This window comes from Klebsiella michiganensis, assembly GCA_000963575.1.
In the GTDB taxonomy this organism is placed as follows: Bacteria; Pseudomonadota; Gammaproteobacteria; order Enterobacterales; family Enterobacteriaceae; genus Cedecea; species Cedecea michiganensis_A.
This window is the reverse complement of record CP011077.1, coordinates 667,759-694,294: the sequence shown is the minus strand read 5'-3', so window position 1 is coordinate 694,294 and position 26,536 is coordinate 667,759. Positions and strand designations below refer to the sequence as shown.

Here is a 26,536-nt window from a genome sequence, read left to right as displayed (position 1 = left end):
CAATGTCTACATATCTGATTGGCGATATTCACGGCTGCTACGATGAACTGATCGCGTTGCTGCAGCAGGTTAATTTCAACCCTGAAGAAGATACGCTGTGGCTGACGGGCGATCTGGTGGCTCGCGGGCCGGCTTCTCTGGAAGTACTGCGCTATGTTCGCAGCCTCGGAGAAAGCGTACGAGTGGTGCTCGGTAACCACGACCTGCATCTGTTGGCCGTCTTTGCCGGCATCAGCCGAAACAAGCCTAAAGACCGCGTTACGCCGCTGCTGGAGGCGCCTGACGCCGACGAGCTTCTCAACTGGCTTCGTCGCCAGCCGCTCATTCAGGTGGATGAAGAGAAAAAGCTTGTTATGTCACATGCGGGGATCACGCCCCAGTGGGATATCAACACCGCGCTGGCCTGCGCGCGCGATGTAGAAGCCGTTTTATCCAGCGACAGCTACCCGCTGTTCCTGGATGCAATGTATGGCGATATGCCCAATAACTGGTCCAGCGATCTCTCCGGCCTGGCTCGCCTGCGTTTCATCACTAACTCGCTCACCCGCATGCGCTATTGCTTCCCCAATGGCCAGCTGGATATGTACTGCAAAGACACGCCGGACAAAGCGCCCTCGCCGCTGAAGCCCTGGTTTGCAATTCCGGGCCCCGTTACCGCCGAATATTCTGTGGCCTTTGGTCACTGGGCATCGCTGGAAGGGAAAGGCACACCGGAAGGGATCTATGCGCTGGATACGGGATGCTGCTGGGGAGGAGATCTGACCTGCCTGCGTTGGGAAGATAAAACCTGGTTCATACAGCCTTCAAATCGCCAGCAGGATAACGAGGAAGGTCAGGCCGCCGCCGCCTCTTAAAAGTTACCCCTCTCTCTGGCGAGAGAGGGGTAAATCTTAGCGACGTTCCAGAATTTCAAAGCAGTAGCCGTGGGAGTTATTCTCATCGGCATCGTGGAATTCGCTGAAGGTTGACTGCCACTCGTCCGGATCGTAATCCGGGAAATGCGTGTCCCCTTCTACTTCCGCATCAATATGGGTCAGGTAGAGGCGCTGCGCCTTTGGCAGGAATTGCTCGTATACGCGTCCCCCGCCAATCACCATGATTTCTTCGGCATCACCACAGGCTTTGATAGCCTCTTCAACCGATTTCACCCACTCAACGCGATCGTCATTTCCGGCTTTACTGCTGATCACGATATTTTTACGACCAGGCAGCGGGCGGCCAATAGACTCCCAGGTCAGGCGGCCCATAACAACGGGCTTATTTAGCGTATTGCGCTTGAACCAGGCCAGGTCGCCAGGCAAATCCCATGGCATGGCGTTTTCCATGCCGATAACGCGATCCACCGCTAAAGCAGCAATCAGACTGATCATTTATATAACCTAAGGATGATGAAAAAAATTGCCGCCACTATACGGAAAGCGCAATCTTTCGTCGACAGGGGGCGAGGCGCGTAACGAGAATTTTTTTTATTCTGCTGCCGCTGTCGCGCCCTGATTTTCAACTGCGGGATATGGAACAAGGGGTTAGCATTAACCCCCGTTCACAATAAGGAAAAGTAAATATTTTTCAGCGAGTTCACTCTGCTGGCCTGACAGGGGGCTCATCGGAAAGTTTACCGCTGTGCAGCCCCTCTTTCGTTCCCTGCCAGCCATCGCGCTGGATAACGTGCAGGTGCGCACGATCCTCGTTAATAACCTCTGTCAGCATCGCGCTGTTACGCTTAAAGACATCTGCGCGCTCGGCGGTCTTGTCGTCCGTCGGCACCATTTCTTCAAGCATTTGCAGGTTAAAACGGCGGAAGTGGTCGGCCCGCTCACGCGCTTCATATTTGCCCACGCCCAAACCCTCCAGCGCACGACGGCCAATCTTCAGCGAGCTTTCGAACGTTTCACGCTCCGGCATCTCGACCCCCGCCTGGCGCAGGCGGATGTAGTGATTAATATCGCGCGCACGGGCAAGGATCTGCAGATGTGGAAAATGCTCTTTCGCCAGTTCCGTCAGTTGCATATTTGCTTCGGGATCGTCAATGGCGTTGATCAGCACTTCGGCTCCTGCTGCCCCGGCAGACTCAAGCAGGTCAACGCGGGTGGCGTCGCCGTAAAAGACCTTAGTACCAAATTTTCTCAGTGTCTCAATATGGTCTGGATCGTGATCCAGAATGACCACGTTCACCCCGCTGCTCAGCAACAGACGACCGGCAATCTGCCCAAAACGCCCAAAGCCCGCAATAATGACCCGGGGTTGCTCTTCATCAATCTCGTCGGCTTCTCCGGCCTGTTCGCTGCCCGTTTTCTCGAGCCTGTTCAGCAACACCAGAAGTAAAGGCGTGGCCGCCATTGATAGCGCCACGGCGAGGGTCAGAGATTTCGACCAGTCGTCGTCCAGCACCTGCGCCATATGGGCCGCACCGAAGATAACAAAGGCAAACTCACTTCCCTGGCCCAGTAAAACGGCAAACCAGCGGCGCTGCCTGCGGGGCACTTTTAACGGCTTAGCGACCAGCCAGAGCACCAGCGTTTTGATGACCAGGAAACCGACCAGCAGCATGAGAATACGCAGTGGGTTTTCGAGTAAGGTCCCGAAGTCGATAGACATCCCCACGCCGATAAAGAACAGCCCCAGCAGCAGGCCCTTGAACGGCTCAATATCGCTTTCCAGCGCATGACGGTATTCGGAGCTGGCTAACAGTACCCCGGCAAGAAACGCCCCCATCGCCATCGACAGGCCGGCCTCTTCTAGCAGGAGGCCAAACCCAAACACCAGAAAGAGTGCAACGGCACTGAACACTTCGCGTAACCCGGAGCGCGCCACAAATCGCAATACTGGCCGGGTGACATAGCGCCCAAGCAGCACAACCAGAGCAAGCGCCGCCGCCACCTTAAGCGCGGAAATTAAGAAGGTTGCAAAGGTCATTGTCCCACCGCTACTGGCCAACAGCGGGATCATAGCCACCAGCGGAATCGCCGCGATATCCTGGAACAGCAGCACAGCAAAAGCGCTTCGCCCCATTGGCGTGACGGTCAGGTTGCGTTCGTTCATCGCCTGCATGGCAATCGCGGTTGATGAGAGCGCCAGCGTCAGACCAATAAGTAAGGCTATCTTCCAGTCGAGCCCCATCCCGATACAAAACGCGCCGAGCGCCAGCCCACAGGCCGCCATTTGCAGAAAACCGCCGCCAAACACTGAGGCACGCAGGGTCCATAGCCGCTGAGGATCAAGTTCCAGTCCGATAACAAAGAGCATCAGCACCACGCCAATTTCCGCAAAGTGCAAAATGGTTTCGGCATCGGTGACCAGCCCCAGCCCCCACGGCCCAATAATACAGCCGGCAATCAGGTAGCCCAGAACAGAGCCTAATCCGAGCCGCACGGCAATAGGCACGATCAGCGCGGCCGAACCGAGATAAATCAATGCCTGAATTAAGCTATGGCTATCCACGGTGAGCCTCCTGCCAGTCAATTAAGCGCTGCTTATAGTCATCCGCCTGGCGGGCAAGCGTAAATTCATCGCAAACAAAGGTGAAATGAATCGCGAAGGCCGGAAGCCACTGCATTCCGCAGTAGAGCGCCGTTGCCTGAAGGGGCTGGGCAAGAACTTCAAATCCCGGGTGATCGCCCAGTTCGAAATGTTTTTCGCTGCCGCCGGTTGTGACGGCCCACATCACTTCTTTACCGTGCAGTGCATTCCCGCCTTTGCCGTATGCCCAGCCGTGCGAGAGCACTTTATCTATCCACAACTTCATCAGCGGCGGCATGCTGTACCACTGCATGGGATGCTGCCAGATAACCAAATCAGCGCGGCTTAACGCCTGCTGCTCGGCGGCAATATCGATATTGAAGTCGGGATAAAGTTCATAGAGGGAGCGAATCTCTACCCCCGGGAGCGTTTTCGCACGCTCAAGCATTTGCCGGTTGGCATGGGAATGCTGGGGATAGGGATGCGCATAAATTATAAGAATCATTGTTAAGCCTGTCTTCACTACTGCCTTTAATGACAGTGAGTTTAGTCAGTTAATTGACAGGCTAACAGTCAATATTGCTGAGCGTGTTGTTGGATATTTCTTAACTAGTTATCCAGCTCGCTCATCTCTTTCACCCGATCGCGATTGATCTGCTCAGTTTTGCCCGTTTCGGCATTTTTGTACGATACCAGGCCCGTGTCTTTATCGACCTGTGGTTTACCATCGGTCACGATCGTTTTACCGTCGTTAGTTTTAACCGCCTGGTTGGATGAGCAGCCCGCCACGGTCAGCAGCGTTACGGCAGCGAAAAGGGAAGCAAGTAAGGTATGTTTCTGCATGGTGTTCTCCCAGCGTGTTTAGTCATTTTCAGTTGTGTGCAGGTTAACTGTAGACTATCTCGCTGGGTTAAAAGTAAAACGGCCTCTTTTCAGAGGCCGTTGGCATTATTTTCGGAATATTCTTTCAGGTCGTGAAAGGTTAGCCCTTAATTTGTGCATGCATTTCCTGCACCGAAATCACCTTCTCGGTGGCATCAGCATTCAGCGCCATCGCGGTGGCGAAACCGCCGTTCAGCGTGGTGTCATAATGCACTTTGTACTGCAGCGCGCTGCGGCGAATCAGCTTGGAATCTTCAATCGCCTGGCGGCCCGCAGTGGTGTTGATGATGTAGGTGTATTCGCCATTCTTGATACGGTCCTGAATGTGCGGCCGACCTTCATGCACTTTATTCACCAGACGTGGGTTAATCCCTGCCTCACCCAGCACAATCGCTGTGCCGTGGGTCGCATCCAGCTCGAAGCCCTGTTTCAGCAGCTTCGCGGCCAGGTCTACTACGCGCTCTTTATCCCCTTCACGGACGGAGAGAAGCGCGCGGCCTGGCTTACGCATAGTGGACTGGCTGCCCAGCATCGCTTTAGAGAAAGCTTCTGCGAAGGTACGCCCCACGCCCATCACTTCCCCGGTAGAGCGCATTTCTGGCCCTAACAGCGGGTCTACGCCCGGGAATTTGTTGAACGGCAGGACCACTTCTTTCACCGAGTAGTAAGGCGGAATAATTTCTTTGGTGACGCCTTGCTCAACCAGCGTTTTGCCTGCCATGACGCGAGCGGCAACTTTCGCCAGCGGCACACCGGTCGCTTTAGAAACAAACGGCACGGTACGCGCAGCACGCGGGTTCACTTCAATCAGGTAAACTTCGTTATCCTTCACCGCAAACTGCACGTTCATCAGGCCACGAACCTGCAGCTCGAAGGCAAGCTTCTGTACCTGCTGGCGCATAACATCCTGAATTTCCTGGCTCAGAGTGTAAGCTGGCAGAGAACATGCGGAGTCGCCGGAGTGAACGCCCGCCTGCTCGATGTGTTCCATGATGCCGCCAATCAGCACGGTTTCGCCGTCACAAATGGCATCCACGTCCACTTCAACCGCATCGTCAAGGAAGCGGTCAAGCAGTACAGGCGCGTCGTTAGAGACGCTAACTGCGGTCTGGAAGTAACGGCGAAGGTCTGCTTCGTCGTAGACGATTTCCATTGCGCGGCCGCCCAATACGTAGGAAGGACGAACCACCAGCGGATAACCAATCTGTACGGCTTTCTCAACCGCCTGCTCGATAGCCGTTACGGTGGCGTTAGCGGGCTGCTTCAGCTTCAGGCGCTCAACGGCGTGCTGGAAGCGTTCGCGGTCTTCCGCACGGTCAATGGCATCCGGGCTGGTGCCGATAACCGGCACGCCTGCCGCTTCCAGCGCACGAGCCAGCTTCAGCGGGGTCTGGCCGCCATACTGCACGATAACGCCCTTTGGTTTCTCAACGCGGACGATTTCCAGCACGTCTTCAAAGGTGACAGGCTCAAAGTAGAGACGGTCGGAGGTGTCATAGTCAGTAGAGACGGTTTCCGGGTTACAGTTAACCATGATGGTTTCGTAACCGTCTTCGCGCAGCGCCAGCGAGGCGTGTACGCAGCAATAGTCGAACTCGATACCCTGGCCGATACGGTTTGGCCCGCCGCCCAGCACCATGATTTTATCGCGGTCGTTGTTCGGGTTCGCTTCACACTCTTCTTCATATGTGGAGTACATATAAGCGGTGTCGGTCGCGAATTCCGCCGCACAGGTATCCACACGCTTGTAGACAGGGTGCAGGTCATATTGCTCGCGCAGTTTGCGAATTTCAGCCTCACGAACGCCAGCCAGTTTAGCCAGGCGCGCATCCGCAAAGCCCTTGCGCTTCAGCATACGCAGGAAGTCGTGATTCAGGCCGGTGATGCCCACTTCAGCCACCTGCTCTTCCAGGCGCACCAGCTCCTCAATCTGCACCAGGAACCAGCGGTCGATGTTGGTCAGGTTGAAGACGCCATCCACGGACAGGCCCGCGCGGAATGCGTCAGCCACATACCAGATACGCTCCGCGCCTGCGTCTTTCAGCTCGCGGCGGATTTTGGTGAGTGCTTCCGGGTCATCCAGGCTGACTTTCGGGTCGAAACCGGTGGCGCCCACTTCCAGGCCGCGCAGCGCTTTCTGCAGAGATTCCTGCTGGGTGCGGCCGATAGCCATAACTTCACCCACGGATTTCATCTGGGTGGTCAGGCGGTCGTTTGCACCGGCAAATTTCTCGAAGTTAAAGCGAGGAATTTTAGTCACAACGTAGTCGATGGACGGCTCGAAGGAAGCCGGAGTACGGCCCCCGGTGATGTCGTTCATCAGCTCATCGAGGGTGTAACCCACCGCCAGCTTCGCGGCTACTTTAGCAATCGGGAAGCCCGTTGCTTTAGACGCCAGCGCGGAGGAGCGCGACACACGCGGGTTCATCTCGATGATGATAAGACGGCCCGTTTTCGGGTTTACGGAGAACTGAACGTTTGAGCCGCCGGTTTCCACGCCGATTTCACGCAGTACCGCCATCGAGGCGTTACGCATGATTTGGTATTCTTTATCGGTCAGCGTTTGTGCCGGCGCGACGGTGATAGAGTCACCGGTATGAATCCCCATCGGGTCGAAGTTTTCGATGGAGCAGACGATGATGCAGTTGTCGTTCTTATCGCGCACCACTTCCATCTCGTACTCTTTCCAGCCAATAAGCGACTCATCAATCAGCAGCTCTTTGGTCGGGGAAAGGTCGAGGCCGCGCTCGCAAATCTCTTCAAACTCTTCGCGGTTATAAGCGATACCGCCGCCGGTGCCGCCCATGGTAAAGGATGGGCGGATGATGCACGGATAACCGACGTCTGCTGCCACTGCCAGCGCTTCTTCCATGTTGTGAGCAATGCCGGAGCGAGCAGTATCGAGGCCGATTTTTTTCATCGCGATGTCGAAGCGGCGACGGTCTTCAGCCTTGTCGATGGCATCCGCGGTCGCGCCTATCATGGTGACGCCGAATTCTTCCAGTACGCCCTGGCGCTCAAGCTCCAGCGCACAGTTCAGCGCGGTCTGGCCGCCCATGGTTGGCAGCACCGCATCCGGGCGCTCTTTTTCGATGATTTTGCGTACGACTTCCCAGTGAATCGGCTCGATGTAGGTCGCATCCGCCATTTCAGGGTCGGTCATGATGGTGGCTGGGTTGGAGTTCACCAGAATAACGCGGTAACCCTCTTCACGCAGCGCTTTACAAGCCTGAGCGCCAGAGTAGTCAAACTCACAGGCCTGGCCGATAACAATCGGACCCGCACCGAGGATCAGGATGCTTTTTATATCTGTACGTTTTGGCATTTTATTTCGCTCCTGATTATTTAGCGGTAGAACGGTATTGCTTAATCAAATCGATAAAGTGGTCAAACAGCGGCGCGGCGTCGTGTGGCCCCGGGCTCGCTTCAGGGTGCCCCTGGAAGCTGAACGCCGCTTTATCGGTACGATGGATCCCCTGCAGGGTGCCATCGAACAGTGATTTGTGGGTTACGCGCAGGTTAGCAGGCAGCGTGGCCTCATCAACCGCGAAACCGTGGTTCTGCGCGGTGATCATCACACAGTCTTTATCCAGGTCTTTTACCGGGTGGTTGCCACCGTGGTGACCAAACTTCATTTTCACGGTGTTGGCGCCGCTGGCCAGAGCCAACAGCTGGTGACCAAGGCAGATACCAAAGACAGGGATTTCTGTCTCCAGGAAGGATTTAATCGCGCTGATGGCGTAGTCACACGGAGCCGGGTCACCAGGGCCGTTAGAAAGGAAGATGCCATCCGGGTTCATCTTCAACACGTCTTCCGCTGGCGTTTGCGCAGGAACAACGGTCAGGCGGCAACCTCTGTCCACCAACATACGCAGAATATTGCGTTTCGCGCCGTAGTCATAGGCCACTACGTGGAAAGGTAAGTCTTCGGCTTTTGCCGCTTCAGGCAGCTCGTTCTCAAGTGTCCAGCTCCCCTGCTGCCAGGTGTAAGCTTCTTTGGTGGTCACTTCTTTAGCGAGATCCATACCGTTAAGGCCCGGGAAGGCTTTCGCTTTTTCCAGCGCCAGAGCTGCGTCTACGTTATCGCCCGCGATAATACAGCCGTTCTGAGCACCTTTTTCACGCAGCAGACGGGTCAGCTTACGGGTATCGATATCGGCAATCGCCACAATGTTATGGCGCTTAAGATAAGAAGAAAGGTCTTCCTGGCTTCTGAAGTTGCTGGCAATCAGCGGCAGGTCACGAATGACAAGGCCTTGCGCATGGACCTGGGAGGATTCTTCGTCGGCTTCATTGGTGCCGACATTGCCGATATGAGGATAAGTAAGAGTGACGATCTGGCGGGAGTAGGAAGGATCAGTGAGGATTTCTTGATAACCGGTCAATGAGGTATTGAAAACGACTTCACCCACTGCCGTACCCGATGCCCCAATGGCCCGACCGTGGAATTGGGTTCCGTCTTCCAGAACCAACAGCGCTGACTTAATCAAAACGTCCTCCAGGGAATAAACATTCAATTTATTCGCATATTAATTCAAAACTAACGCTTGAATCAAATGCAAAAAGCGTCTGCCCTACGGATTTTTGGCAAACGGCGGCATTCTAGAGACAAGCCAGGTAAAAGTCTACCTTAAGACGAAGTTTTCATGTCTATTTTAACGCTCAGAGTAAAAAGATCTGATTTGAAGGTCAAAATAACCATCTAACATGGGGAAAGTAATCGGTTGCCGGCTATGAATACTGGAAAAACAGCGAAGCGGCAGTAAAAAAGTGGACCAAATGGTCAAAATTAACATAACAACAACACAAAAACGCACCATAACTGCAAATTAAATAAAGCACATCAACCCATGAAAACCAAACCCTTAAAAAAAACAAAAGGGTGAAATTAATCACCCTAAAATCAATCAATTAAAAATAAAAAACCACATTTATAAGGATAGATTTAACTACAAATTATTGAGATCAAGCACGTCTCGCATATCAAAAATACCGTTCTTTTTACCTTTAAGCCACGAAGCCGAACGAACTGCACCATTAGCAAAGGTCATGCGGCTTGAAGCCTTGTGGGTAATCTCAATCCGCTCACCAATATCGGCAAACATCGCGGTATGCTCCCCGACGATATCGCCTGCGCGTACGGTAGCAAACCCGATTGTGCCAGGCACACGTTCACCGGTATGGCCTTCACGGGCATAAACGGCACAATCTTTAAGATCTTTGTCCATCGCCTGAGCAATAGCTTCCCCCATCGCCAGCGCCGTGCCTGACGGAGCATCCACTTTGTAACGGTGATGCGCTTCGATGATTTCGATGTCGGTGTAATCGCCCATGACTTTTGCCGCCTTCTCCAGCAGCTTCAGCATGACGTTCACACCCACGCTAAAGTTTGCCGCGAAAACAATCGGGATCTCACGCGACGCATCGTTAATGGCCTGCTTGCCGGCTTCATCGAAACCAGTCGTACCGATAACCATGCCTTTGCCATGTTTGAGGCAAAATGCGAGGTGAGCCAGCGTCCCCTCCGGGCGGGTAAAATCAATAAAGACGTCGAAATCGTTAGCTACCGCATCCAGGCTATCGCTTACCAGCACGCCAGTCTTGGCTGCGCCGGCCAGTTCACCCGCATCGCTACCGACCAGGGAAGAGCCCGGGCGCTCAAGCGCAGCCCCAAGCTGAACGCCATCCAGCTGCAAAGCGGCCTGAATTAACTGGCGCCCCATACGACCGCCCGCGCCAGCGATGGCTACGCGAATCTGTGCATCATGCATATCATTACTCTTTGGTTAAAAAATCGTAGAAACGGTCTCAGGTTAACCAGCCCCTTGCCGGGCCGCCAGCCGAAACCCCCCATAATTAGAAATAACTGTCACAACGCCGGGATTATCAGTAAAACCAATAACAAACCCTAAAAAATCCCCCACGGCAAACAAGCGTTACCTTCTTCCTGGAGGCGGTCCCTGGAAGGTAAAATGATGCCAAAATTAGGGGATTAGCTTACTATGGGGCTATCCGTTTGTATTCATCCATTGAGACACGCGATGAAAACCCCGCAGGCCAGCATTTCTGAATCCGTAACCCAGCATCTTGCCCGGCGTATTATTCACGGCGATTTGGCCCCGGGCCTCTCTCTGCCGGGTGAAAACGAGCTGGCGACCGAATATGATGTGTCCCGAACTTCAGTACGCAATGCGCTGCAGATACTTGCAGCAAAAGGGCTGATTACTATTCAGGCGAAAAAACGCAGCACCGTGAACCTGCGTGAGCAGTGGAGCTTGCTGGATATGGACGTACTCAGTTGGCTGGCGGAAGGAAAAGTCGATAAACAACTGGTCGAGCAGTTGATGATTACGCGACTTATCTTTGAACCTAACGTAGCCACGCTTGCGGCGATGAATGCCTCGGGTCACGATCTGGCGGTAATGGAAGACGCGCTGACAAAAATGCGTCAGGGCCAGGTAGAGGACGAGCGCGCCCTGTTTGAAGAGGGAGACATGGCCTTTCACCAGGCTTTGCTGCGTGCGACCCATAATCCTTTTCTGATGGCCCTCGGTAACGCCCTCTCTGCTGCCATGGCGCTTTCTTTTCGCCAGACACTGGAAAAAGACATGCGGCAGACCAAAGCTGCCGTGGATGATCACTTTCTGCTTTATAACTCTATCCGCATGAAAGATATGGAAAAAGCAAAAAGTCAGATGCACGTCATTCTGATTAACGCCGCACGTAAAAACGTCTGGCAGGATCGCGCGGATATTCCCGACTACCTCAGCTAATTCATTTTCGATTTAACGATCCACCTCACAGACCGTGGGGTAATTTTGCCCTAGCATTCTTGTATTACAAGATAACATGATTTGTATTACCTGATATGAACAGAGACTGGATTGCGATTGATTGGGGCACCTCAAACTTCCGCGCATTTCTGATGCAGCAAGGGAGTAAAACAGCTCAGATTAGCCAGCCTTGCGGGTTGCTTAATGTCACGGGCAGCCAATTCGAAGCAACGTTGGAAGGGCTGCTGCGGCCCTGGTTGGATACTCATGGCGCACTGGCCGTTGTGATGGCCGGGATGGTGGGATCGCAACAGGGCTGGAAAGAGGTGCCTTATACCAAGGTTCCCTGTAAGGGAGAAACCCTTGCAGCTCTGGCTCACACCTTCACCACCCGCTGGGGGAGTAAAACCTGGATCGTGCCAGGCCTCTCCACCATAAGTCAGTTTGAACAGCCGGACGCCATGAGAGGCGAAGAAGTACAACTGCTTGGCCTGGCAAAACGCTGTCCCGCAGACTCACATTTTGCCTTGCTTCCCGGGACACACAGTAAACACGCCACGCTTAAAAATGGCGCGATCACCGCTTTTTCCACTTTCATGACCGGGGAATTGTTCTCGGTACTGACCCAGCACTCTTTGCTGGGACGGGCTTTACCAGCCCAGCAGGATTCACAGGCGGCTTTTCTTAAAGGGGTCGACACCGCTCTGCACGACGTCCCCTTTAGCCATCTGATCTTTTCTGCACGCACCCGCCGCCTTAATAAAGATATTGCCGATAGCTGGATCCACAGCTACCTCTCCGGCCTGCTGATTGGCTATGAACTACGCACTTTGCCTGGTGACCAGCCTATCTGGATCGTGGGTAACCCATCACTGATCGAGCGCTATCAGCTCGCAGCTGGCGTGATGAAGCAGCGCCTTTATCCCGCAGATGGAGATGATTGTTTCCTGTGCGGCCTTGGCGATATTGCCACTTCTCTGTTTAAAGGACGGGACTCATGACACCGGAACAATTTTCCCAACGCTGGCAGGCGCAGCCTCTGCCTTTTGTCGCCATCCTGCGCGGCATTACGCCAAAGCAAGCCAGCGAAGCCGCTGGGATCCTGCGAGACAATGGCTTTCGCTACCTGGAGGTTCCCCTCAATAGTCCCTCGCCCTATGAGTCTATAAAGCTGATGCGCGATGTCGTCGGTGACGAAGGCTATGTCGGCGCTGGCACTGTATTAACCGTCGAGCAGGTTAATAAAGTCGCCAGAGTCGGAGGGCAGTTAATCATTTCGCCTAACTGCGACCCTGATGTTATCCGCCATTCACAAAAACTGGGGCTAATAAGTCTCCCTGGAGTAATGACCCCCAGCGAAGCATTTAACGCCATAGTGGCCGGAGCCTGCGCGCTGAAACTGTTCCCGGCGGAGCAAATTACGCCAGCCACTCTCAAAGCATACAGAGCTGTGCTTCCCGCCGAGATCTCCCTGCTACCGGTAGGGGGTATCCAGCCCGATGTCGCCCAGATGCAAAGTTACCTCGCCGCAGGTGCTAACGGCTTTGGGCTGGGTGGCGGTCTGTATCAAAAAAATATGCCCATGACGCTGCTCCGCGAACGTGCACAGGCCTATCGACAGGCATGGAGAGATTACGTGGCGTAGCCCTTACCTTTTGGCCTCATCAGGCTGTTTTCCCCTGGAGAAGAATGATGAATAAAATGAGCACACAAGGATCGGCCCTTCCTGCCAGTGAATCTCAGGTTTACCGTAAAATTACGCGCCGCCTGATCCCGTTTTTAATTCTCTGCTATTTCTTTGCTTATCTCGATCGCGTCAATGTTGGCTTTGCCAAACTGCACATGCAGGATGCACTGAGTTTCAGCGATACGGTCTACGGACTGGGCGCGGGTATCTTCTTTATTGGCTATTTTCTCTTTGAGCTACCGAGCAACCTGCTGATGCAGCGCTTCGGCCCCCGCTTCTGGATAGCAAGGATTATGGCCACCTGGGCCGTGCTATCAGGCGCAATGATGTTTGTCACCACCCCGACTCAGTTTTACGTATTGCGCTTTTTGCTCGGCGTGGCGGAAGCCGGTTTCTTTCCCGGTATCGTTTTCTATCTCACCCTGTGGTTCCCGTCGTGGCGCGCAGCCCGGACTCTGGGGCTGTTTATTCTCGTTACGCCATTATCCACCATCATCGGCAGCCCACTTTCCGGCCTGATCCTGAAATTGTTCGAAGATGTCGGCAACCTGCATAACTGGCAGTGGTTATTTATTATCGAAGCAATACCGTCCTTCGTGCTGGCCTTCGTGGTTCTGCGTTTCCTCGATAACGACGTAAAGTCTGCCAGTTGGCTGACCGACGCGGAAAAACAGCGGGTTCTTGATGATCTGGCAAAAGATGCAGCCAACCGCGAACGCGTAAGCCACGGCAAGCCAGACAGCAGCCTGAAAGCGGTGTTCTCCAACGGCTACGTGTGGCTTCTGTCGCTGGTGTTCTTCAGCTTTAACATCGGCTACTACGGAATTAATTTCTGGCTACCGTCGATCATTAAAACCTCTGGCGTCATCGACGACTTCCATATAGGCCTGCTGGCAGCGCTGCCTTACGTCTTCGGCGCGGCCTTTATGGTCTGGAATAGCCGCCACTCGGATCTTAAGCAGGAGCGCCGCTGGCACATTGCGATACCTGCAATGGTCGGCTGCGTGGGGCTGGCGTTAAGCGCCTATTGCAGCGGTTCGACCTTCTGGATGATGGCTTGGATTTGCCTTGCAATGTCCGGCACGCTGGCGCTGATCCCTACCTATATCAGCCTGCCTGGCGCGATGTTTTCCGGCACCGCCGCCGCCGCGAGCATTGCGATAGTCAACTCCGTAGGCAACCTTGCCGGCTTCTTTGGTCCCACCGTTCTCGGCTGGCTGAAAGACACCACCGGTCGTACTGACGCTGGTTTATACATTCTGTCGGGCTTCTTACTGCTTTGCGCCCCGCTGATTCTGGCGCTGCCTGCCCGGCTGGCAAACCCGAAAAGAACTCTTGTCGCCCCTGAATCTACGGATAAACCAGCCACTCTGGCGACTTCCCTGGACTCAACGACCCACCGTTAACACAAAAGAAGGTAGCTATGAGCGGATGCGGAGGATGTGCCAGCTGTGGCACGCATTTCAACCCAGTCCTGGATGGTGATGACGGCGCACTCAAACGTGCGCTGTACAAATCAATGGGCCACACCGACGAGCAGCTTCGTCGCCCGGTGATTGCCGTAGTGAACAGCTATACCAATGCGACGGCAGGCCATGTCAACCTCAATGAATTAACAGCAAAAGTCCTTGAGGGGATTGAAGAAGCAGGTGGTGTGGGCATGGTATTTGGCACTATTGCCCCCTGTGACGGCATTGCCGAGGGGCACCTGGGAATGCGGTATATCCTTGCCGCCAGGGAAGTTATCACTGCGTCCATTGAGGTGATGATGCGCGCCCACCGTTTTGACGGCATGGTGCTACTGGGCTCCTGTGACAAAATCGTTCCGGCGATGCTGATGGCCGCCGCACGGCTGGATGTCCCGGCGATAATGGTTAACGGCGGGCCAATGTACCCGGCAGAATATAAAGGTAAACACTGGGACGGAAATATTGTCACCGAAGCTATCGGCTGGAAAAAACGCGGCGAAATCAGCGAAGAAGAGTTTGCCCATATCGAAAACATCGCCGAACCTGGCCCTGGTTCCTGCACTATGTACGGCACTGCGAATACTATGTGCTGCATCGGTGAGGTACTGGGCTTAAGCCTACCCGGCAGCGCCACCCTGCCCGCCGTCTCAAAAGAACGCCGCGAATGTGCCGTTGAGACAGGCCGTCAGGCAGTAAGGCTGGTACTGGATGGCGTGAATGCCCGTCAGATAATTACTCCTGAATCTATTCGCAACGCGATGATCTATCTGCTGGCAACCGGAGGATCGACCAATGCCATTCTTCATTTGCAGGCCATTCATTACGAAGCCGAACTGGGGCACCTCCCCCTTTCCGCCTTCGATGAGTTAAGTCACCACGTACCGCTTGTCGCCTCTCTCTACCCTGCTTCCGAGCACGACATGATCGACTTCTGGCGATCCGGCGGCGTGCAGGGAGTGGAGTATGAAATCCAGAAACTGATGAATCTCGACGCACTGACCGTTACCGGGCAAACCAAAGCAGAAATGCTGGCCCAGGTGAAACGGAGCTGTCGTCCGGAGGTCATTCACACTCTGGCTATTCCAGTGCGTAACGAAGCGGGCGTGGCCGTCCTGCACGGCAACATTGCCCCGCTTGGCTGCGTGGTGAAACCAGCTGCCGTTCCCGACAACCTGATGGTATTCCGCGGCCCTGCGGTGGTCTTTAACAGCGAGCAGGAGTCCATCGAGGCCATTATGTCCGGGAAAATAAAGCCCGGCAGTGTGCTGGTGCTGCGCTACGAGGGGCCAAAAGGCGGGCCGGGAATGCCGGAAATGTATAAACCGATGAAGTCGCTGGAGGGGATGGGCTTATCCGATACCTGCGCGCTGATCACCGATGGTCGGTTCTCTGGCTCTAACCGCGGACTGTTCGTCGGTCACATATCACCGGAGGCAGTGGACGGTGGCGAACTGGGCCTAATAGAGGACGGTGATGAAATCTCCATCGATATTCCTGCCCGTACCCTGACACTGCACGTCGAGAATCAGCTACTCGCTAAACGCCGGGACAGCTGGGCGCCAGTGAATAAAGAAGTTCCGCGCGGCTTTCTGCGTCTTTATCGTCGGTGGGCATTGCCCGCCGCACAAGGTGCAGTCCTCGCAGACAGGGAGGAGGACTAATGGACAAGCGCCATAGCGCACAGGATATAGTCGGAGTAAATCCGATTACCGCCATGCCTTTTACCCGGCACGGCGGGCTGGATGAAAAGAGCTTTATTCACCTGCTGGAGCATCTGGCTAACAGTGGAGTACAGGGAACAACGCTGTTTGGTATTGCCAGTGAGTTTCCGAAGCTTAGCGATCGTGAACGCGATCGTCTTGCGCAACTGTTTATTTCAACGCTGGCAGGTAGCCCGCTGTACCGGGCGATATCTGTTACAGACCACTGTACGGAAATAGCCGTGAAGCGTGCCCGGTATTATGAGTCCCTCGGTGTGGACGCATTGATGCTGTTGCCTCCTTTCTTCCTCCAGCCGAGTCAGCAGGCTATTCAGGAGCACATCTTCGCCGTGCTTGACGCCGTGGCTATACCGGTCATGGTGCAGTACGCACCGGGGGAAACAGGGCTGCCCATAGCGCCGGAACAATTGGCCAGCGTAAGCAAGCGCTTCCCTCATGCGGTGTTTAAAATCGAGTGCAATCCGCCCGTTGATTATACCCGCGAGTTTTTGTCACTGGCGCCGGAAGCCTGCGTCCTTAACGGCTACGCCGGTCTGTATATGCTACAAATGCTGGCCGCCGGGGGTAAAGGCGTCATGCCCGGCTGTTCGTTTAGTGAAGTTTATGTCCGTATTTACCGGCACTGGAAGAACGGTGAACACCATCAGGCCGAAGCGCTTCATCAAAAACTGTTACCTTACATTCAGCGCTGGATGGGCCACTGTGAATACATCATTCAGGTAGAGAAAACCCTTCTGCAACGGCGGGGGATTATCGCCAGTGACTATTGCCGCAGGCCTGGGTGGGGGCTGACCCAGGAAGACAATCAACGGTTGGATGCGTTTCTGGCAGACTTTTCGCTATAGACAAGACGCATCGAAAGATGCCCCTGAGACTGATAACTAACCCCATACTTTTCATGGGGTTCTGTTTTTTAGCGACCGCAGGCCGCGATATTTTTCCTGGCAGCTTCTCACACCACTCCGGACACCTCGATCCCACGCAGCCAGCCCTTACTGACCCAGCCCACCGTCATCATCGGCCAGTCCATTCATTGTCCTGAGCCTATGAGATCAACGTCCCGGCCTTATACCTGGTAGGGTAGGCAGTCAGTGATGGGTATCCGACGATGTTCCTCTCCTGGCTTAATCCTGCCCAAAACCGCATGACTCACGGACGATAAGCGTCGGCGGCAGAATAATTCTTTTAACCGGCTCATCGTTTCCCTGAATGCGGCTATAAAGCAGCTCACCCGCTTTACGACCAATCTCTTTAGCAGCTACGGAGACCGTGGTAAGCGCGGGCTGCACCAGCGATGCTTCGGTCACGTCGTCAAACCCAACGAGCGCAAAATCTTTACCGACAACCCGCCCCATCTTGCGTAGCGTCTGCATTACCCCCAGGGCGACAATATCCTGATAACACACCGCCGCGGTAATCTGCGGGAAACGCGTAAAAAGCCGTTCTGCGACTCTGGCGCCGTCACTCTGGGAAGCCTGCGAGGTTACCAGCCATTCACTTTCAGGCTGAATATTGTGCTCCAGCAGCTTGCTTGTATACCCGCCAATACGCTGCGCCCGGCTGGTTGAGCCGTTACTCCCGCCGATAAAAGCAATATGTCGATGCCCGAGACGTAACAGATGCTGAGTGGCTAACTGAGTTCCCAGGAAATTATCGGTGCCGACAAAGTCGAAATCGACATCCTCAAAGGGACGAACCACCATAATTGCCGGAATGTTCCTTCTTCTCAACGTTTCAAAGAACAGCGGTGGCGTCTCTCTCGCCCCACAAAGCACCATACCGCAGGCATTATTACGCATCAGGGAGTCGACAAATTTCTGCTGACGCTCGCAGGACTCTTCGCTGTTCGCCAGAAAAAGCAGCAGATCGTGACGCTCCATCTCGTGGCTCAGCCCCGCGGTCATCTCGCCATAAAAAGGGTTTGTGATGTCATGCAGCAACAGCCCCACTTGATTACTGGTTCTGTTACGCAAATTGGCGGCGGTTTGGTTATACACATACCCCATCTCATCAAGCGCCAGTAATACCCGCTGCCGTGTCGCATCTGAAATACGCCCACGATTTCGTAGCACCATCGATACAGTTGCGGTTGAGACACCCGCCCGCTCAGCGACCTGAGCAAGAGTTACAGAAGTCATCGGCCCTCCTTGAAATCAATTCCGTAAAAGATTAATCGAATAACCTAAAACTTGCATCTTTCTATGTGAAATCCATCACAGTTAGCCTGTAAAAACCCTCATTATTGCGAAAAATGGCGGGTTAATCATGTTTACCACCCTGTTCAAAAAAGGTTAATCGATTAATCTTACTTTAAATGAAAACAGGGGTGCGTATGAAACAGGCAGCGTATAACAAATTTCCTGAAGTCCGGGTTGCCGGGTATGCCGGCCATGCCTGGCAAGGCTGGGAGTCGATCGCCCGAAAGGTTAAGTCGACGTTTTCTCAAAGCGGAAAAACCGTGCTGGTGATCGATTGCTATCCCGGCGTACGCCTGGACGAGTTGCGCCAGCGGTTCATTGATGAGTTATGTCCGGCAAGAACAATTAATGTCGAAGAGGCACGCCACAGCGAGCAACATCTGCACGATCTGTTGGCCGGAAACCTGACCGACGATCGCGTGTTTGGCGTCCTCTCGTGCCACCAGCTCATCGAATTTTTCGACACTGAGAAGCTGGCACAGATGCAGCATGAAATAGAGGAAATGGATGCTGGCCTGGTAGTGGTTTACGGCCCCGGTGCAGCTCTGGTTCATCAAGGTGATGTGCTGGTGTATGCCGACCTGGCGCGCTGGGAGATCCAGCAGCGCTTCCGCAGCGGCGAGCTGGGCAACTGGGGTACGGAGAATCAGCAGGAAGATATACTGCGCCGCTATAAACGCGCCTTCTTTATTGAGTGGCGCGTGTTCGACCGCCATAAAACGCCGTTGCTGAAGCGCGCGCATTTCCTGCTGGATACCAATCAGAAGGATAATCCGGCACTTGTGACGGGGGAGGCATTGCGCCAGGCGTTACAGCAAACGACCCGACAGCCATTCCGCGTCGTGCCCTTCTTTGACCCAGGAGTCTGGGGCGGGCAGTGGATGAAAGAAAAATTCGATCTCGATCCCTCGAAGCCAAACTACGCATGGTGTTTTGACTGTGTGCCCGAGGAAAACAGCCTGTTACTGCGTATTGGTGACGTGCGGATCGAGATCCCCTCTCAGGACCTGGTACTGCTCTACCCTCGCCCGCTGCTGGGCGAAAAAGTTCATGCTCGTTTTGGCGCGGAGTTCCCGATCCGCTTTGATTTTCTGGATACCATCGGCGGTCAGAATCTCAGCTTCCAGGTTCATCCGCTGACCGAGTACATCCAGCAGCATTTCGGCATGCATTACACCCAGGATGAAAGCTACTACCTGCTGGAAGCCGAGCCGGGAGCAGAGGTCTATCTGGGGACCAAGACCGGCATCAACCCGCGGGAGATGCTGGACGATCTTGCCGCCGCTCAGCGCGGTGAGAAAGCCTTTGATGACGAGAAGTTTGTTAACCGTTTCCCGGCCCGTAAGCACGATCACTTCCTGATCCCTGCCGGGACCGTTCACTGCTCTGGCTCAGGCGCCATGGTGCTGGAAATCAGCGCCACGCCTTACATCTTCACCTTCAAACTGTGGGACTGGGGACGAGTGGGGCTGGATGGTTTACCTCGTCCTGTGCACCTGGAGCACGGTGCCCAAGTTATCGACTGGCAGAGGGATACGCGCTGGGTCGAACAGCATCTGATAAACCATTTCGAGCCGATAGCCGAAGGAGATGGCTGGCGCGAAGAGCGTACAGGACTTCATGAGCGTGAGTTTATTGAAACCCGCCGTCACTGGTTCAGTAAGCCGGTAATCCACCACACTCACGGTGGCGTGAACGTGCTTAATCTGGTGGAGGGCAGCGAAGCGCTGGTGGAAAGCCCAACTAACGCCTTTGAACCTTTCGTTGTTCATTACGCAGAAACCTTTATCGTTCCGGCTGCCGTGGGCGAGTACCGAATCTCACCTTATGGCGAGGGCATCGGGCAGCAGCTTGCCACGATGAAAGCCTGGGTAAGGGGGTAAATCATGATTAACGTTATTCTTGCAACACACGGTCCGCTAGCGGAGGCGATGCTGGCAACCGCGCGCATGGTCTACGGCGAACTGCCGCACGTATATCCAATTATGTTGAGCGAAACTAAGGGCATAAGCGGCTTCCAGGATGATTTTACTCGTGTACTTCAGCAGGCGAGCAAGGATGCTGACGGCGTGCTGGTGCTGTGCGATTTACAGAGCGGTACGCCGTGGAATGTCGCCTGCCACCACGCTTTCGCACCCTCAACGACGCCGCCAATAGCGGTCCTGGGCGGAGTGAACTTCCCGATGCTGCTGCTCACCGACGAGCTAAAAACGCTAACCGACGTAGAACAAGCTGCCGCCGGGCTGCTTGAACAAACTAAAGACGCGGTTGTTCAGGCTCACCTGGTTGAAACCCAGCAATCTGATGATTTTTAAGGGGGCACGATGAGTATTTCATTTGTACGCATTGACGACCGGGTAATTCACGGCCAGTTGATAACCCGATGGGCAAAAGAGCTGCCCTGCGACGGTATCGTGGCAATTGATGACGCCGTCGCCGCCGACCCGCTGCTTTCCTCAGTGATGAAAGGTGCGGTGCAGGATACTAAAGTTTGGCTGTTCGATACCGCCACCGCCATTGAAAAGTTGCCAAAAATAATCGCCAGCGAGAAGCGATATTTCGTAATTGGCAAATCACCGATCACGCTTCAACGCATCGAGGAGGCAGGCATTAGCCTGCAAAATGCGAACCGTAAAATTAACGTTGGGCCAATGAGTGCCCGCGCCAACACCACCACCATTGGGCCAAACCAGGCAGTCAGCGAAGAAGAAGCCTCGGCATTCGACTATCTGGCAGAGCGTGGGCATCAGATTGAGTTTCGTCTGGTGCCGGACGCAAGCTGCTACAGCTGGCAAGATGCCCGTCAAAAAATAAAATAAGGAGTGCATCATGGCTTTTGAAGCTGCATTAATCGGCATTCTCTGTTACCTCGGTGCGCTCAGTAGCCCCTGGCTACTCGGGCTTACCGGCGGCTGGTATCTGATCACCCGCCCGCTGGTTTCAGGGATGCTGGTGGGGTTTATCCTCGGCGATGTGCAAACCGGGATTATCATCGGCGTCGCCGTTCAGGCGGTCTACATTGCGATGGTAACCCCCGGAGGATCAATGCCGGCGGACCTTAACTTTGTCGCCTTCCCGGCGATCGCGCTGGGGATCTTATCGAATAAAGGACCGGAAGTGGCCGTAGCACTTGCCGCCACCATCGGCATTGCGGGCACGGTCCTGTTTAACGCCATGCTGGTGCTGAACTCCTGGTGGAATCACCGGGCGGACATAGCGCTGGAAAAAGGTGATGAGCGCGGTATTTACCTCAATAGCGCCATCTGGCCACAGGCCACCAACTTCCTGATGCGCTTCGTACCGACCTTCATCGCCGTTTACTTTGGCGCACAATACATCAATGGATTTATGGATAGCCTGCCGCACGTCGTGCTGTCGACGATGAGCGTGCTCGGCGGCATTCTGCCTGCGGTAGGTATCGCCATCCTGCTTAAGCAAATCATCAAGAACTACAGCATGCTGATCTACTTCCTGGTGGGCTTTATCTGCATCGTGTTCCTGAAGCTGAATATGGTGGCGCTGGTTATTGTCGGCAGCCTTTTAGCCCTGATCCATTACAACTACAAGCCGGAACCACAGCCAGCAAATACGGTGAAACCGGTCGATGACGAGGATGAATTCTGATGGAAGATCGCAAACTCACCCGCCAGGATCTGCGTCGCTGCTGGCGCAGCTGGATGATGTATAACCTTTCTTCAATGAGCTTCGAACGCCTGGAATCTTTCGGCTTTTGCCTGAGTATGCTGCCCGTGGCGAAGAAGCTTTATCCGGATCTTCAGCAGCGTAAGGAGATGCTCAAACGGCATGCGTCGTTTTACAACACGGAGCCTCAGCTGGGCGCTATCGTTAACGGCATGGTGCTGGGTCTGGAAGAGAAACGCGCCAACGGTGAACCGATCGACGGTGAAACCATCAATACCCTGAAGGTTGGGCTGATGGGGCCGGTCGCAGGGATTGGTGATTCCATGATTCCCGGCATGCTGATTCCTATCCTGTTGAGCATTGGGATGGCGCTGGCGGCGGGCGGCAATATTCTTGGACCGCTCTTCTACTGCGTTGCCTGGCTGGCAATCATTGTGCCCGGTTCGTGGTTCCTGTTTCTCAAAGGCTACCGTATGGGGTCAACGTCGGTTGAGATGCTGGTCAGCAGCAAATCAAACCGGTTACGCGAAGCGCTTTCTCTGCTCGGCGTATTTGTCATGGGCGGCGTAGCCGCGAGCTACGTCAAATTGGGCACCGGGCTGGAGTTCATCACCAAAGACGGGGTGAATATCCATTTACAGCAAATGCTGGACGGTATTTTCCCGCAGCTTTTACCGCTGGTAGTGGTGCTGGGGACCTGGTATTTAATGGCAAAACGTGGCCTGTCGCCGGTTAAGGCGATGCTGATGCTGCTGGTTCTTGCGGCGCTGGGCGTTGCGGCTGGTTTATTTGCGGCTTAAGGTTAACCCCCTCCTCCGCCAGGAAGAGGGGGCAGTTCTCAGGGGTGAAAATTCACCCATTTCTCGGCAACCATTCCCGGTTTTGAAATAAACTGAAAACGAGCAGGATCGTCCACAAACTGCTGGTATAGCGGTTCATCTGTAATCCCAAATTCCCGGTATTTACGCGGAGAAGTCGTTTGCAGGCGCCCCGGCATATAATGTCGATTATGCAGCCAGGCAACATGCTCATCCTGCAAAATCGGATACCATGCCAGCCCCTTATAGGCACGCACTGCCTCATATTCAAAACCGTATTCCCTGTCGCACCACGCCCCAAAAGTTAAAGGCTCATGCGGTGAAGCGGAGATGGTGGCATGTGCCCAGCCAGGCGGCACCAGCACCTTATCACCAGCTTCAGCCAAAATGGCAAAACAGCGGCCCGGATCGTCGGCCACAAATTCCTGCATGTAGATAATCGCCTTGCCCTGCCAGATTTCATACAGTTCCGGCGGCGACCAGCCGCTGTGCGCGCTGACGCGATGAATGTGTCCCTGGCTGCGAATCGGTTCTTCCCCCAAACGCCCGGACGCATAGGTCACCACGCCAAAAAGCAGCATTCGCTTCTTCAGTTCTGCAATATCACTTATCCGGGCGACGTCCATCGCAATCGCATACACCTGTTCCGGCCCGGTGCATTCAGGATCCCGCAGAGAAGCGCGGATTTGATCCAGGGTGCGGATTTCAGGCAGAGGCCCCAGCGTTTCTTCACCATAGCTGAACCCCATAGGCTGGTGGTGAATCAGCATATCCAGGCCGTATTTTTTTACGCTGTCAGTCATGGCTATTCTCCACGCGCCAGCCAGTACCGTCGGCCTTGATCCTGACGGCAAATCCGTCTGACAGAGACGCGTAATCATGCCCCGCAACCGTCGGCCATACAGCAAGAGCGGAAAGAATATCGTCGCCCGTATTGATGAGCCGGTGCGCCGTATACCCGGGAATGATATGCACAGAGCCGGCGGTAACTATTTCGACACGGGCTTCACCTCGTTCGTTTTGCAGCAGCAATAGTCCGCTGCCGCGCAGGCCGAAATAGACTTCGCCCTGCTCCCGGCGCGCATGAAAATGCCCACGAGTCATAAAAAACTCATCCCCAACCCTGCCCGGCTGTAAGTGCGTCACGCCGGTAAAAAGCGCGCCTTCGCAAGTTTCAGTTTGCAGAACTTCAACTTCATAGACAGCCTGGCGAGGTTCACATCGTTGCCAGCTTTCTGTGTCGGAAAAAACGCCGGCCAGCGCGGCTATGTCGGTGGTTTTACGAATAACGGCGCCATTTTTCAGCGCACCCGTTTGCCATGCCACATGGGGTGGCACGAGAGTAGAAAGTGTCATGTTTTTCTCCGGCCCGAGGAGAACAACTGCCTCACCACACTAGCAGATTAATCGATTAACCTACAAGTGAGTGAACACACTTGAGAGCACAGTCACACTCCTGGAGCCGGAAGGGAGAGTCGCACCGAATTATCACCCTGCTTCACGGTGCCAACGCCAGCACCTCAGAGACCCACGCCTGAAAACCAGGCACATCGATATCCAGCGCAACCTGAGCGTTTGCCGGACGTTCAAGCCGGTGTTCCAGATCCACCACCGTCGTTCCACTGGTATAAGTGCCGTGTGTTTCCACCGCCACAAAACAGGAGAAAGTCTGGAACAGTTCAGGCTTCACCAGCCATGCAATAGCCGTTAAATCATGCATCCGCAGCCCGGTTTCAATGCTGCCGCTGCGATAATGACTGAATAACGCGTGGAGCATTTTCCCGGTGCGGTTCAATGCCGGCAACTGAGCCAAAAACTCCGGCGCAAGCATTGCGCGATTTGTCACATCCAGCCCACACATGACAATTTCCAGCCCGCTTTCAAAAACGCGTGCCGCGGCCTCAGGATCAATGGCCATGTTAAATTCGGCCGTTGGCGTAAAATTGCCTCGCCCCGCAGAGCCCCCCATCATGACCACGCGTTTAATTCGTGCCTTACATTCAGGGTACTGCGTCAGCAGCATAGCGATATTAGTCAGCGGGCCAATGGTGACCAACGTCACCGGCTCATCGCTGCTTTTCAGACAATCGTACATGGCCTGGAATGCAGGCACCGGCAGTTCGCGATGAGACGTTTCGGTAAAAACATACCCTTCCATCCCCGACTCGCCGTGCACGTAGGCCGCATCCCGCAACGGGCGCAGCAGCGGGACAGAAGCCCCTTTCGCCACGGGCGTCTCTTTTTGCCAAAATTCCAGAAGCTGGAGGGCATTACGCGTGGTTTTGTCCACTGAGACATTTCCGGCCACGGTCGTTATCAGTTTCAAATCCAGCTGAGGTGCAAATAAAGCCGCGGCAAGGGCAACCGCATCGTCGATACCAGGATCGGTATCAAGAATAATCGGGGTTCTGGTCATGCTGTTCTCCATAAAAAATGCCAGCGGGTATACACCAGCTGGCATCTTCTCATAAACGGAAACTGACGACGCTATTCGACTTCACGGATGTCCACGCGCAGTTCACGCGGCACTTCAAACACGATGTTCTCTTCGCGACCGGTCAGCTCCTGGGCTTCGCTGCCGCCCAGTTCACGCAGGCGAGAAATGACGTTTTGCACCAGCACATCAGGCGCAGAAGCGCCGGCAGTCACACCGACACAGTTCACACCTTTAAGCCATGCTTCCTGAATATCAGATGCATCATCGATAAGCCAGGCTGCTTTTCCCATCCGCTGTGCCAGTTCGGCAAGACGGTTGGAGTTCGAGGAGTTTTTGGACCCTACCACCAGCACAACATCGGCTTCCGTGGCCAGCGCACGAACGGCTTCCTGCCGGTTGGTCGTGGCATAGCAAATATCGTCTTTGCGCGGGCCGATAATTTTCGGGAAGCGCTGACGCAAAGCGTCAATGACATCCGAAGTATCGTCTACAGAAAGTGTGGTCTGGGTCATAAACGACAGATTACTTTCGTCTTTAACCTCAAGCGTCCAGACATCATCCGGTGACTCCACCAGGTACATCCCCCCTTTCGGGTTGCTGTACTGGCCCATGGTACCTTCAACTTCCGGATGGCCAGCATGGCCAATCAGAATAGACTCTTCACCACGGCGGCTGGCACGAGCCACTTCCATATGCACTTTAGTCACTAATGGACAGGTGGCGTCAAAGACCGTCAGCTCACGGCTTTTAGCTTCGTTACGCACCGCCTGAGATACACCGTGCGCGGAGAAAATCAGGATAGCGCCATCGGGCACTTCGCTAATTTGCTCGATAAAAATCGCCCCGCGCTCGCGCAGGCTATCCACGACATAGCGGTTATGCACAACTTCGTGGCGAACGTAGATTGGCGCGCCGTAAATCTGCAGCGCGTTTTCGACAATGCTGATAGCGCGGTCGACCCCAGCGCAAAAGCCTCTGGGATTAGCCAACAGGATCTGCATTCAACGCCTCCAGGACCGGATCAACTTCCAGCACTTCAATATCAAAATGGATAGTCTGCCCGGCCAGCGGATGGTTAAAGTCGACGGTGATCGAATCGCCGTTAACTTCCCGCACCACGCCCGGCATTTCGCTGCCATCCATTGCGGTAAACAGCATGATAGCGCCCGGCTCCGGCTCGCCCGCCTCAACAAACTCACGGCGCGAGAAGTACTGGATCATATCCGGGCTTGGAATGCCAAAAGCCGCCTCTGGCGCTAGCGAGAACGCTTTTTTATCGCCGGCTTTCAGGCCAACCAACTGATCTTCCAGACCCGGGGACAACGTCTCATCCCCAAGGCGGAACAGCGCAGGCTTACCGTTAGCGCGAGTTGACTCCGCGGTGGAGCCATCCTCAAGCTTTAGCGTGAAGTGCACCAGCACCGCGCTGTTGGTTTGTACGGACTCAGCCATG

Annotated in this window: 25 protein-coding genes; 12 read left to right on the top strand and 13 right to left on the bottom strand. The window is 54.5% G+C overall.

The features are described from left to right. The first annotated feature begins 2 nt into the window (after positions 1–2). Positions 3–854 (top strand): diadenosine tetraphosphatase, encoded by an 852-nt coding sequence (apaH, locus tag VW41_03325; GenBank protein AJZ88145.1) that lies wholly within the window; start codon positions 3–5, stop codon positions 852–854. Positions 855–890: 36 nt separating this feature from the next. Here apaH and folA read toward each other — a convergent pair whose 3' ends face one another. The 7 genes from folA to VW41_03290 form a co-directional block, all read right to left on the bottom strand. After that, positions 891–1,370, bottom strand: a complete 480-nt coding sequence (gene folA, locus VW41_03320; GenBank protein AJZ88144.1) for a dihydrofolate reductase — start codon at positions 1,368–1,370, stop codon at positions 891–893. A gap of 205 nt (positions 1,371–1,575) precedes the next feature. Next, a complete protein-coding gene (locus VW41_03315; protein AJZ88143.1) occupies positions 1,576–3,438 on the bottom strand; it encodes a potassium transporter KefC in 1,863 nt (620 codons plus the stop codon). Continuing rightward, positions 3,431–3,961, bottom strand: a complete 531-nt coding sequence (locus VW41_03310; GenBank protein AJZ88142.1) for a potassium transporter KefF — start codon at positions 3,959–3,961, stop codon at positions 3,431–3,433. The genes VW41_03315 and VW41_03310 overlap by 8 nt, the downstream gene beginning before the upstream one ends. A 104-nt stretch (positions 3,962–4,065) precedes the next feature. Continuing rightward, positions 4,066–4,299: a lipoprotein gene (locus VW41_03305; GenBank protein ID AJZ88141.1), complete on the bottom strand. Its 234-nt coding sequence runs from the start codon at positions 4,297–4,299 to the stop codon at positions 4,066–4,068. 139 nt (positions 4,300–4,438) lie between these two features. Beyond that, positions 4,439–7,663 carry a carbamoyl phosphate synthase large subunit gene (gene carB / locus VW41_03300; GenBank protein AJZ88140.1) on the bottom strand — a complete coding sequence of 1,075 codons (3,225 nt, stop codon included), beginning with the start codon at positions 7,661–7,663 and terminating at the stop codon, positions 4,439–4,441. A 16-nt stretch (positions 7,664–7,679) separates the two neighbouring features. Continuing rightward, positions 7,680–8,828: a carbamoyl phosphate synthase small subunit gene (locus VW41_03295; protein ID AJZ88139.1), complete on the bottom strand. Its 1,149-nt coding sequence runs from the start codon at positions 8,826–8,828 to the stop codon at positions 7,680–7,682. A 459-nt stretch (positions 8,829–9,287) separates the two neighbouring features. Beyond that, entirely contained in the window at positions 9,288–10,109 is an 822-nt protein-coding gene (locus VW41_03290; protein ID AJZ88138.1) for a dihydrodipicolinate reductase, read from the bottom strand. A gap of 270 nt (positions 10,110–10,379) precedes the next feature. Here VW41_03290 and VW41_03285 point away from each other — a divergent pair, with 270 nt between their 5' ends. The 6 genes from VW41_03285 to VW41_03260 all read left to right on the top strand — a co-directional run bounded on the left by VW41_03285 (position 10,380) and on the right by VW41_03260 (position 16,833). Next, a complete protein-coding gene (locus tag VW41_03285) occupies positions 10,380–11,111 on the top strand; it encodes a GntR family transcriptional regulator (GenBank protein AJZ88137.1) in 732 nt (243 codons plus the stop codon). A gap of 95 nt (positions 11,112–11,206) precedes the next feature. Next, entirely contained in the window at positions 11,207–12,112 is a 906-nt protein-coding gene (locus VW41_03280; protein ID AJZ88136.1) for a 2-dehydro-3-deoxygalactonokinase, read from the top strand. After that, positions 12,109–12,756 (top strand): 2-dehydro-3-deoxy-6-phosphogalactonate aldolase, encoded by a 648-nt coding sequence (locus VW41_03275; protein ID AJZ88135.1) that lies wholly within the window; start codon positions 12,109–12,111, stop codon positions 12,754–12,756. Before VW41_03280 ends, VW41_03275 begins: the two co-directional genes overlap by 4 nt. Positions 12,757–12,812: 56 nt before the next feature. Beyond that, the gene (locus VW41_03270; GenBank protein ID AJZ91838.1) at positions 12,813–14,204 is read left to right on the top strand and encodes an MFS transporter permease; all 1,392 of its coding nucleotides are present in this window, start codon (positions 12,813–12,815) and stop codon (positions 14,202–14,204) included. A gap of 17 nt (positions 14,205–14,221) precedes the next feature. Beyond that, the gene (locus VW41_03265) at positions 14,222–15,928 is read left to right on the top strand and encodes a dihydroxy-acid dehydratase (GenBank protein ID AJZ88134.1); all 1,707 of its coding nucleotides are present in this window, start codon (positions 14,222–14,224) and stop codon (positions 15,926–15,928) included. Continuing rightward, a complete protein-coding gene (locus VW41_03260) occupies positions 15,928–16,833 on the top strand; it encodes a dihydrodipicolinate synthetase (GenBank protein ID AJZ88133.1) in 906 nt (301 codons plus the stop codon). Before VW41_03265 ends, VW41_03260 begins: the two co-directional genes overlap by 1 nt. 279 nt (positions 16,834–17,112) lie before the next feature. Here the strand turns inward: VW41_03260 and VW41_03255 are convergent, their stop codons facing one another. Then, positions 17,113–18,126, bottom strand: coding sequence for a LacI family transcriptional regulator (locus tag VW41_03255; GenBank protein AJZ88132.1), 1,014 nt, complete (start codon positions 18,124–18,126; stop codon positions 17,113–17,115). Positions 18,127–18,320: 194 nt separating this feature from the next. On the opposite strand from VW41_03255, the gene VW41_03250 reads away from it, so the two are divergent. Genes VW41_03250 through VW41_03230 form a run of 5 tightly spaced genes read left to right on the top strand, consistent with a single transcriptional unit; the run spans position 18,321 to position 22,628 of the window. Beyond that, entirely contained in the window at positions 18,321–20,069 is a 1,749-nt protein-coding gene (locus VW41_03250) for a mannose-6-phosphate isomerase (protein AJZ88131.1), read from the top strand. A 3-nt stretch (positions 20,070–20,072) separates the two neighbouring features. Continuing rightward, positions 20,073–20,501 carry a PTS fructose transporter subunit IIA gene (locus VW41_03245; protein AJZ88130.1) on the top strand — a complete coding sequence of 143 codons (429 nt, stop codon included), beginning with the start codon at positions 20,073–20,075 and terminating at the stop codon, positions 20,499–20,501. Between the two features lie 9 nt (positions 20,502–20,510). Beyond that, positions 20,511–21,005 (top strand): PTS N-acetylgalactosamine transporter subunit IID, encoded by a 495-nt coding sequence (locus tag VW41_03240; protein AJZ88129.1) that lies wholly within the window; start codon positions 20,511–20,513, stop codon positions 21,003–21,005. 10 nt (positions 21,006–21,015) lie between these two features. After that, on the top strand, positions 21,016–21,810 hold the full coding sequence (locus tag VW41_03235; GenBank protein ID AJZ88128.1) for a PTS sorbose transporter subunit IIC: 795 nt from the start codon (positions 21,016–21,018) through the stop codon (positions 21,808–21,810). Continuing rightward, the gene (locus VW41_03230; protein ID AJZ88127.1) at positions 21,810–22,628 is read left to right on the top strand and encodes a PTS fructose transporter subunit IID; all 819 of its coding nucleotides are present in this window, start codon (positions 21,810–21,812) and stop codon (positions 22,626–22,628) included. The genes VW41_03235 and VW41_03230 overlap by 1 nt, the downstream gene beginning before the upstream one ends. Before the next feature lie 38 nt (positions 22,629–22,666). Here the strand turns inward: VW41_03230 and VW41_03225 are convergent, their stop codons facing one another. The 5 genes from VW41_03225 to VW41_03205 all read right to left on the bottom strand — a co-directional run bounded on the left by VW41_03225 (position 22,667) and on the right by VW41_03205 (position 26,535). Then, the gene (locus VW41_03225; GenBank protein AJZ88126.1) at positions 22,667–23,449 is read right to left on the bottom strand and encodes a glucose-6-phosphate isomerase; all 783 of its coding nucleotides are present in this window, start codon (positions 23,447–23,449) and stop codon (positions 22,667–22,669) included. Beyond that, on the bottom strand, positions 23,442–24,002 hold the full coding sequence (locus tag VW41_03220; protein ID AJZ88125.1) for a glucose-6-phosphate isomerase: 561 nt from the start codon (positions 24,000–24,002) through the stop codon (positions 23,442–23,444). Before VW41_03220 ends, VW41_03225 begins: the two co-directional genes overlap by 8 nt. A 142-nt stretch (positions 24,003–24,144) precedes the next feature. Continuing rightward, positions 24,145–25,062, bottom strand: coding sequence for a ribonucleoside hydrolase (locus VW41_03215; protein AJZ91837.1), 918 nt, complete (start codon positions 25,060–25,062; stop codon positions 24,145–24,147). A 71-nt stretch (positions 25,063–25,133) separates the two neighbouring features. Beyond that, complete coding sequence (gene ispH / locus VW41_03210; protein ID AJZ88124.1) at positions 25,134–26,084, bottom strand: 4-hydroxy-3-methylbut-2-enyl diphosphate reductase; 951 nt, start codon at positions 26,082–26,084, stop codon at positions 25,134–25,136. Further along, positions 26,065–26,535, bottom strand: a complete 471-nt coding sequence (locus VW41_03205) for a peptidylprolyl isomerase (GenBank protein AJZ88123.1) — start codon at positions 26,533–26,535, stop codon at positions 26,065–26,067. The genes ispH and VW41_03205 overlap by 20 nt, the downstream gene beginning before the upstream one ends. Between the last annotated feature and the right edge of the window lies 1 nt (position 26,536).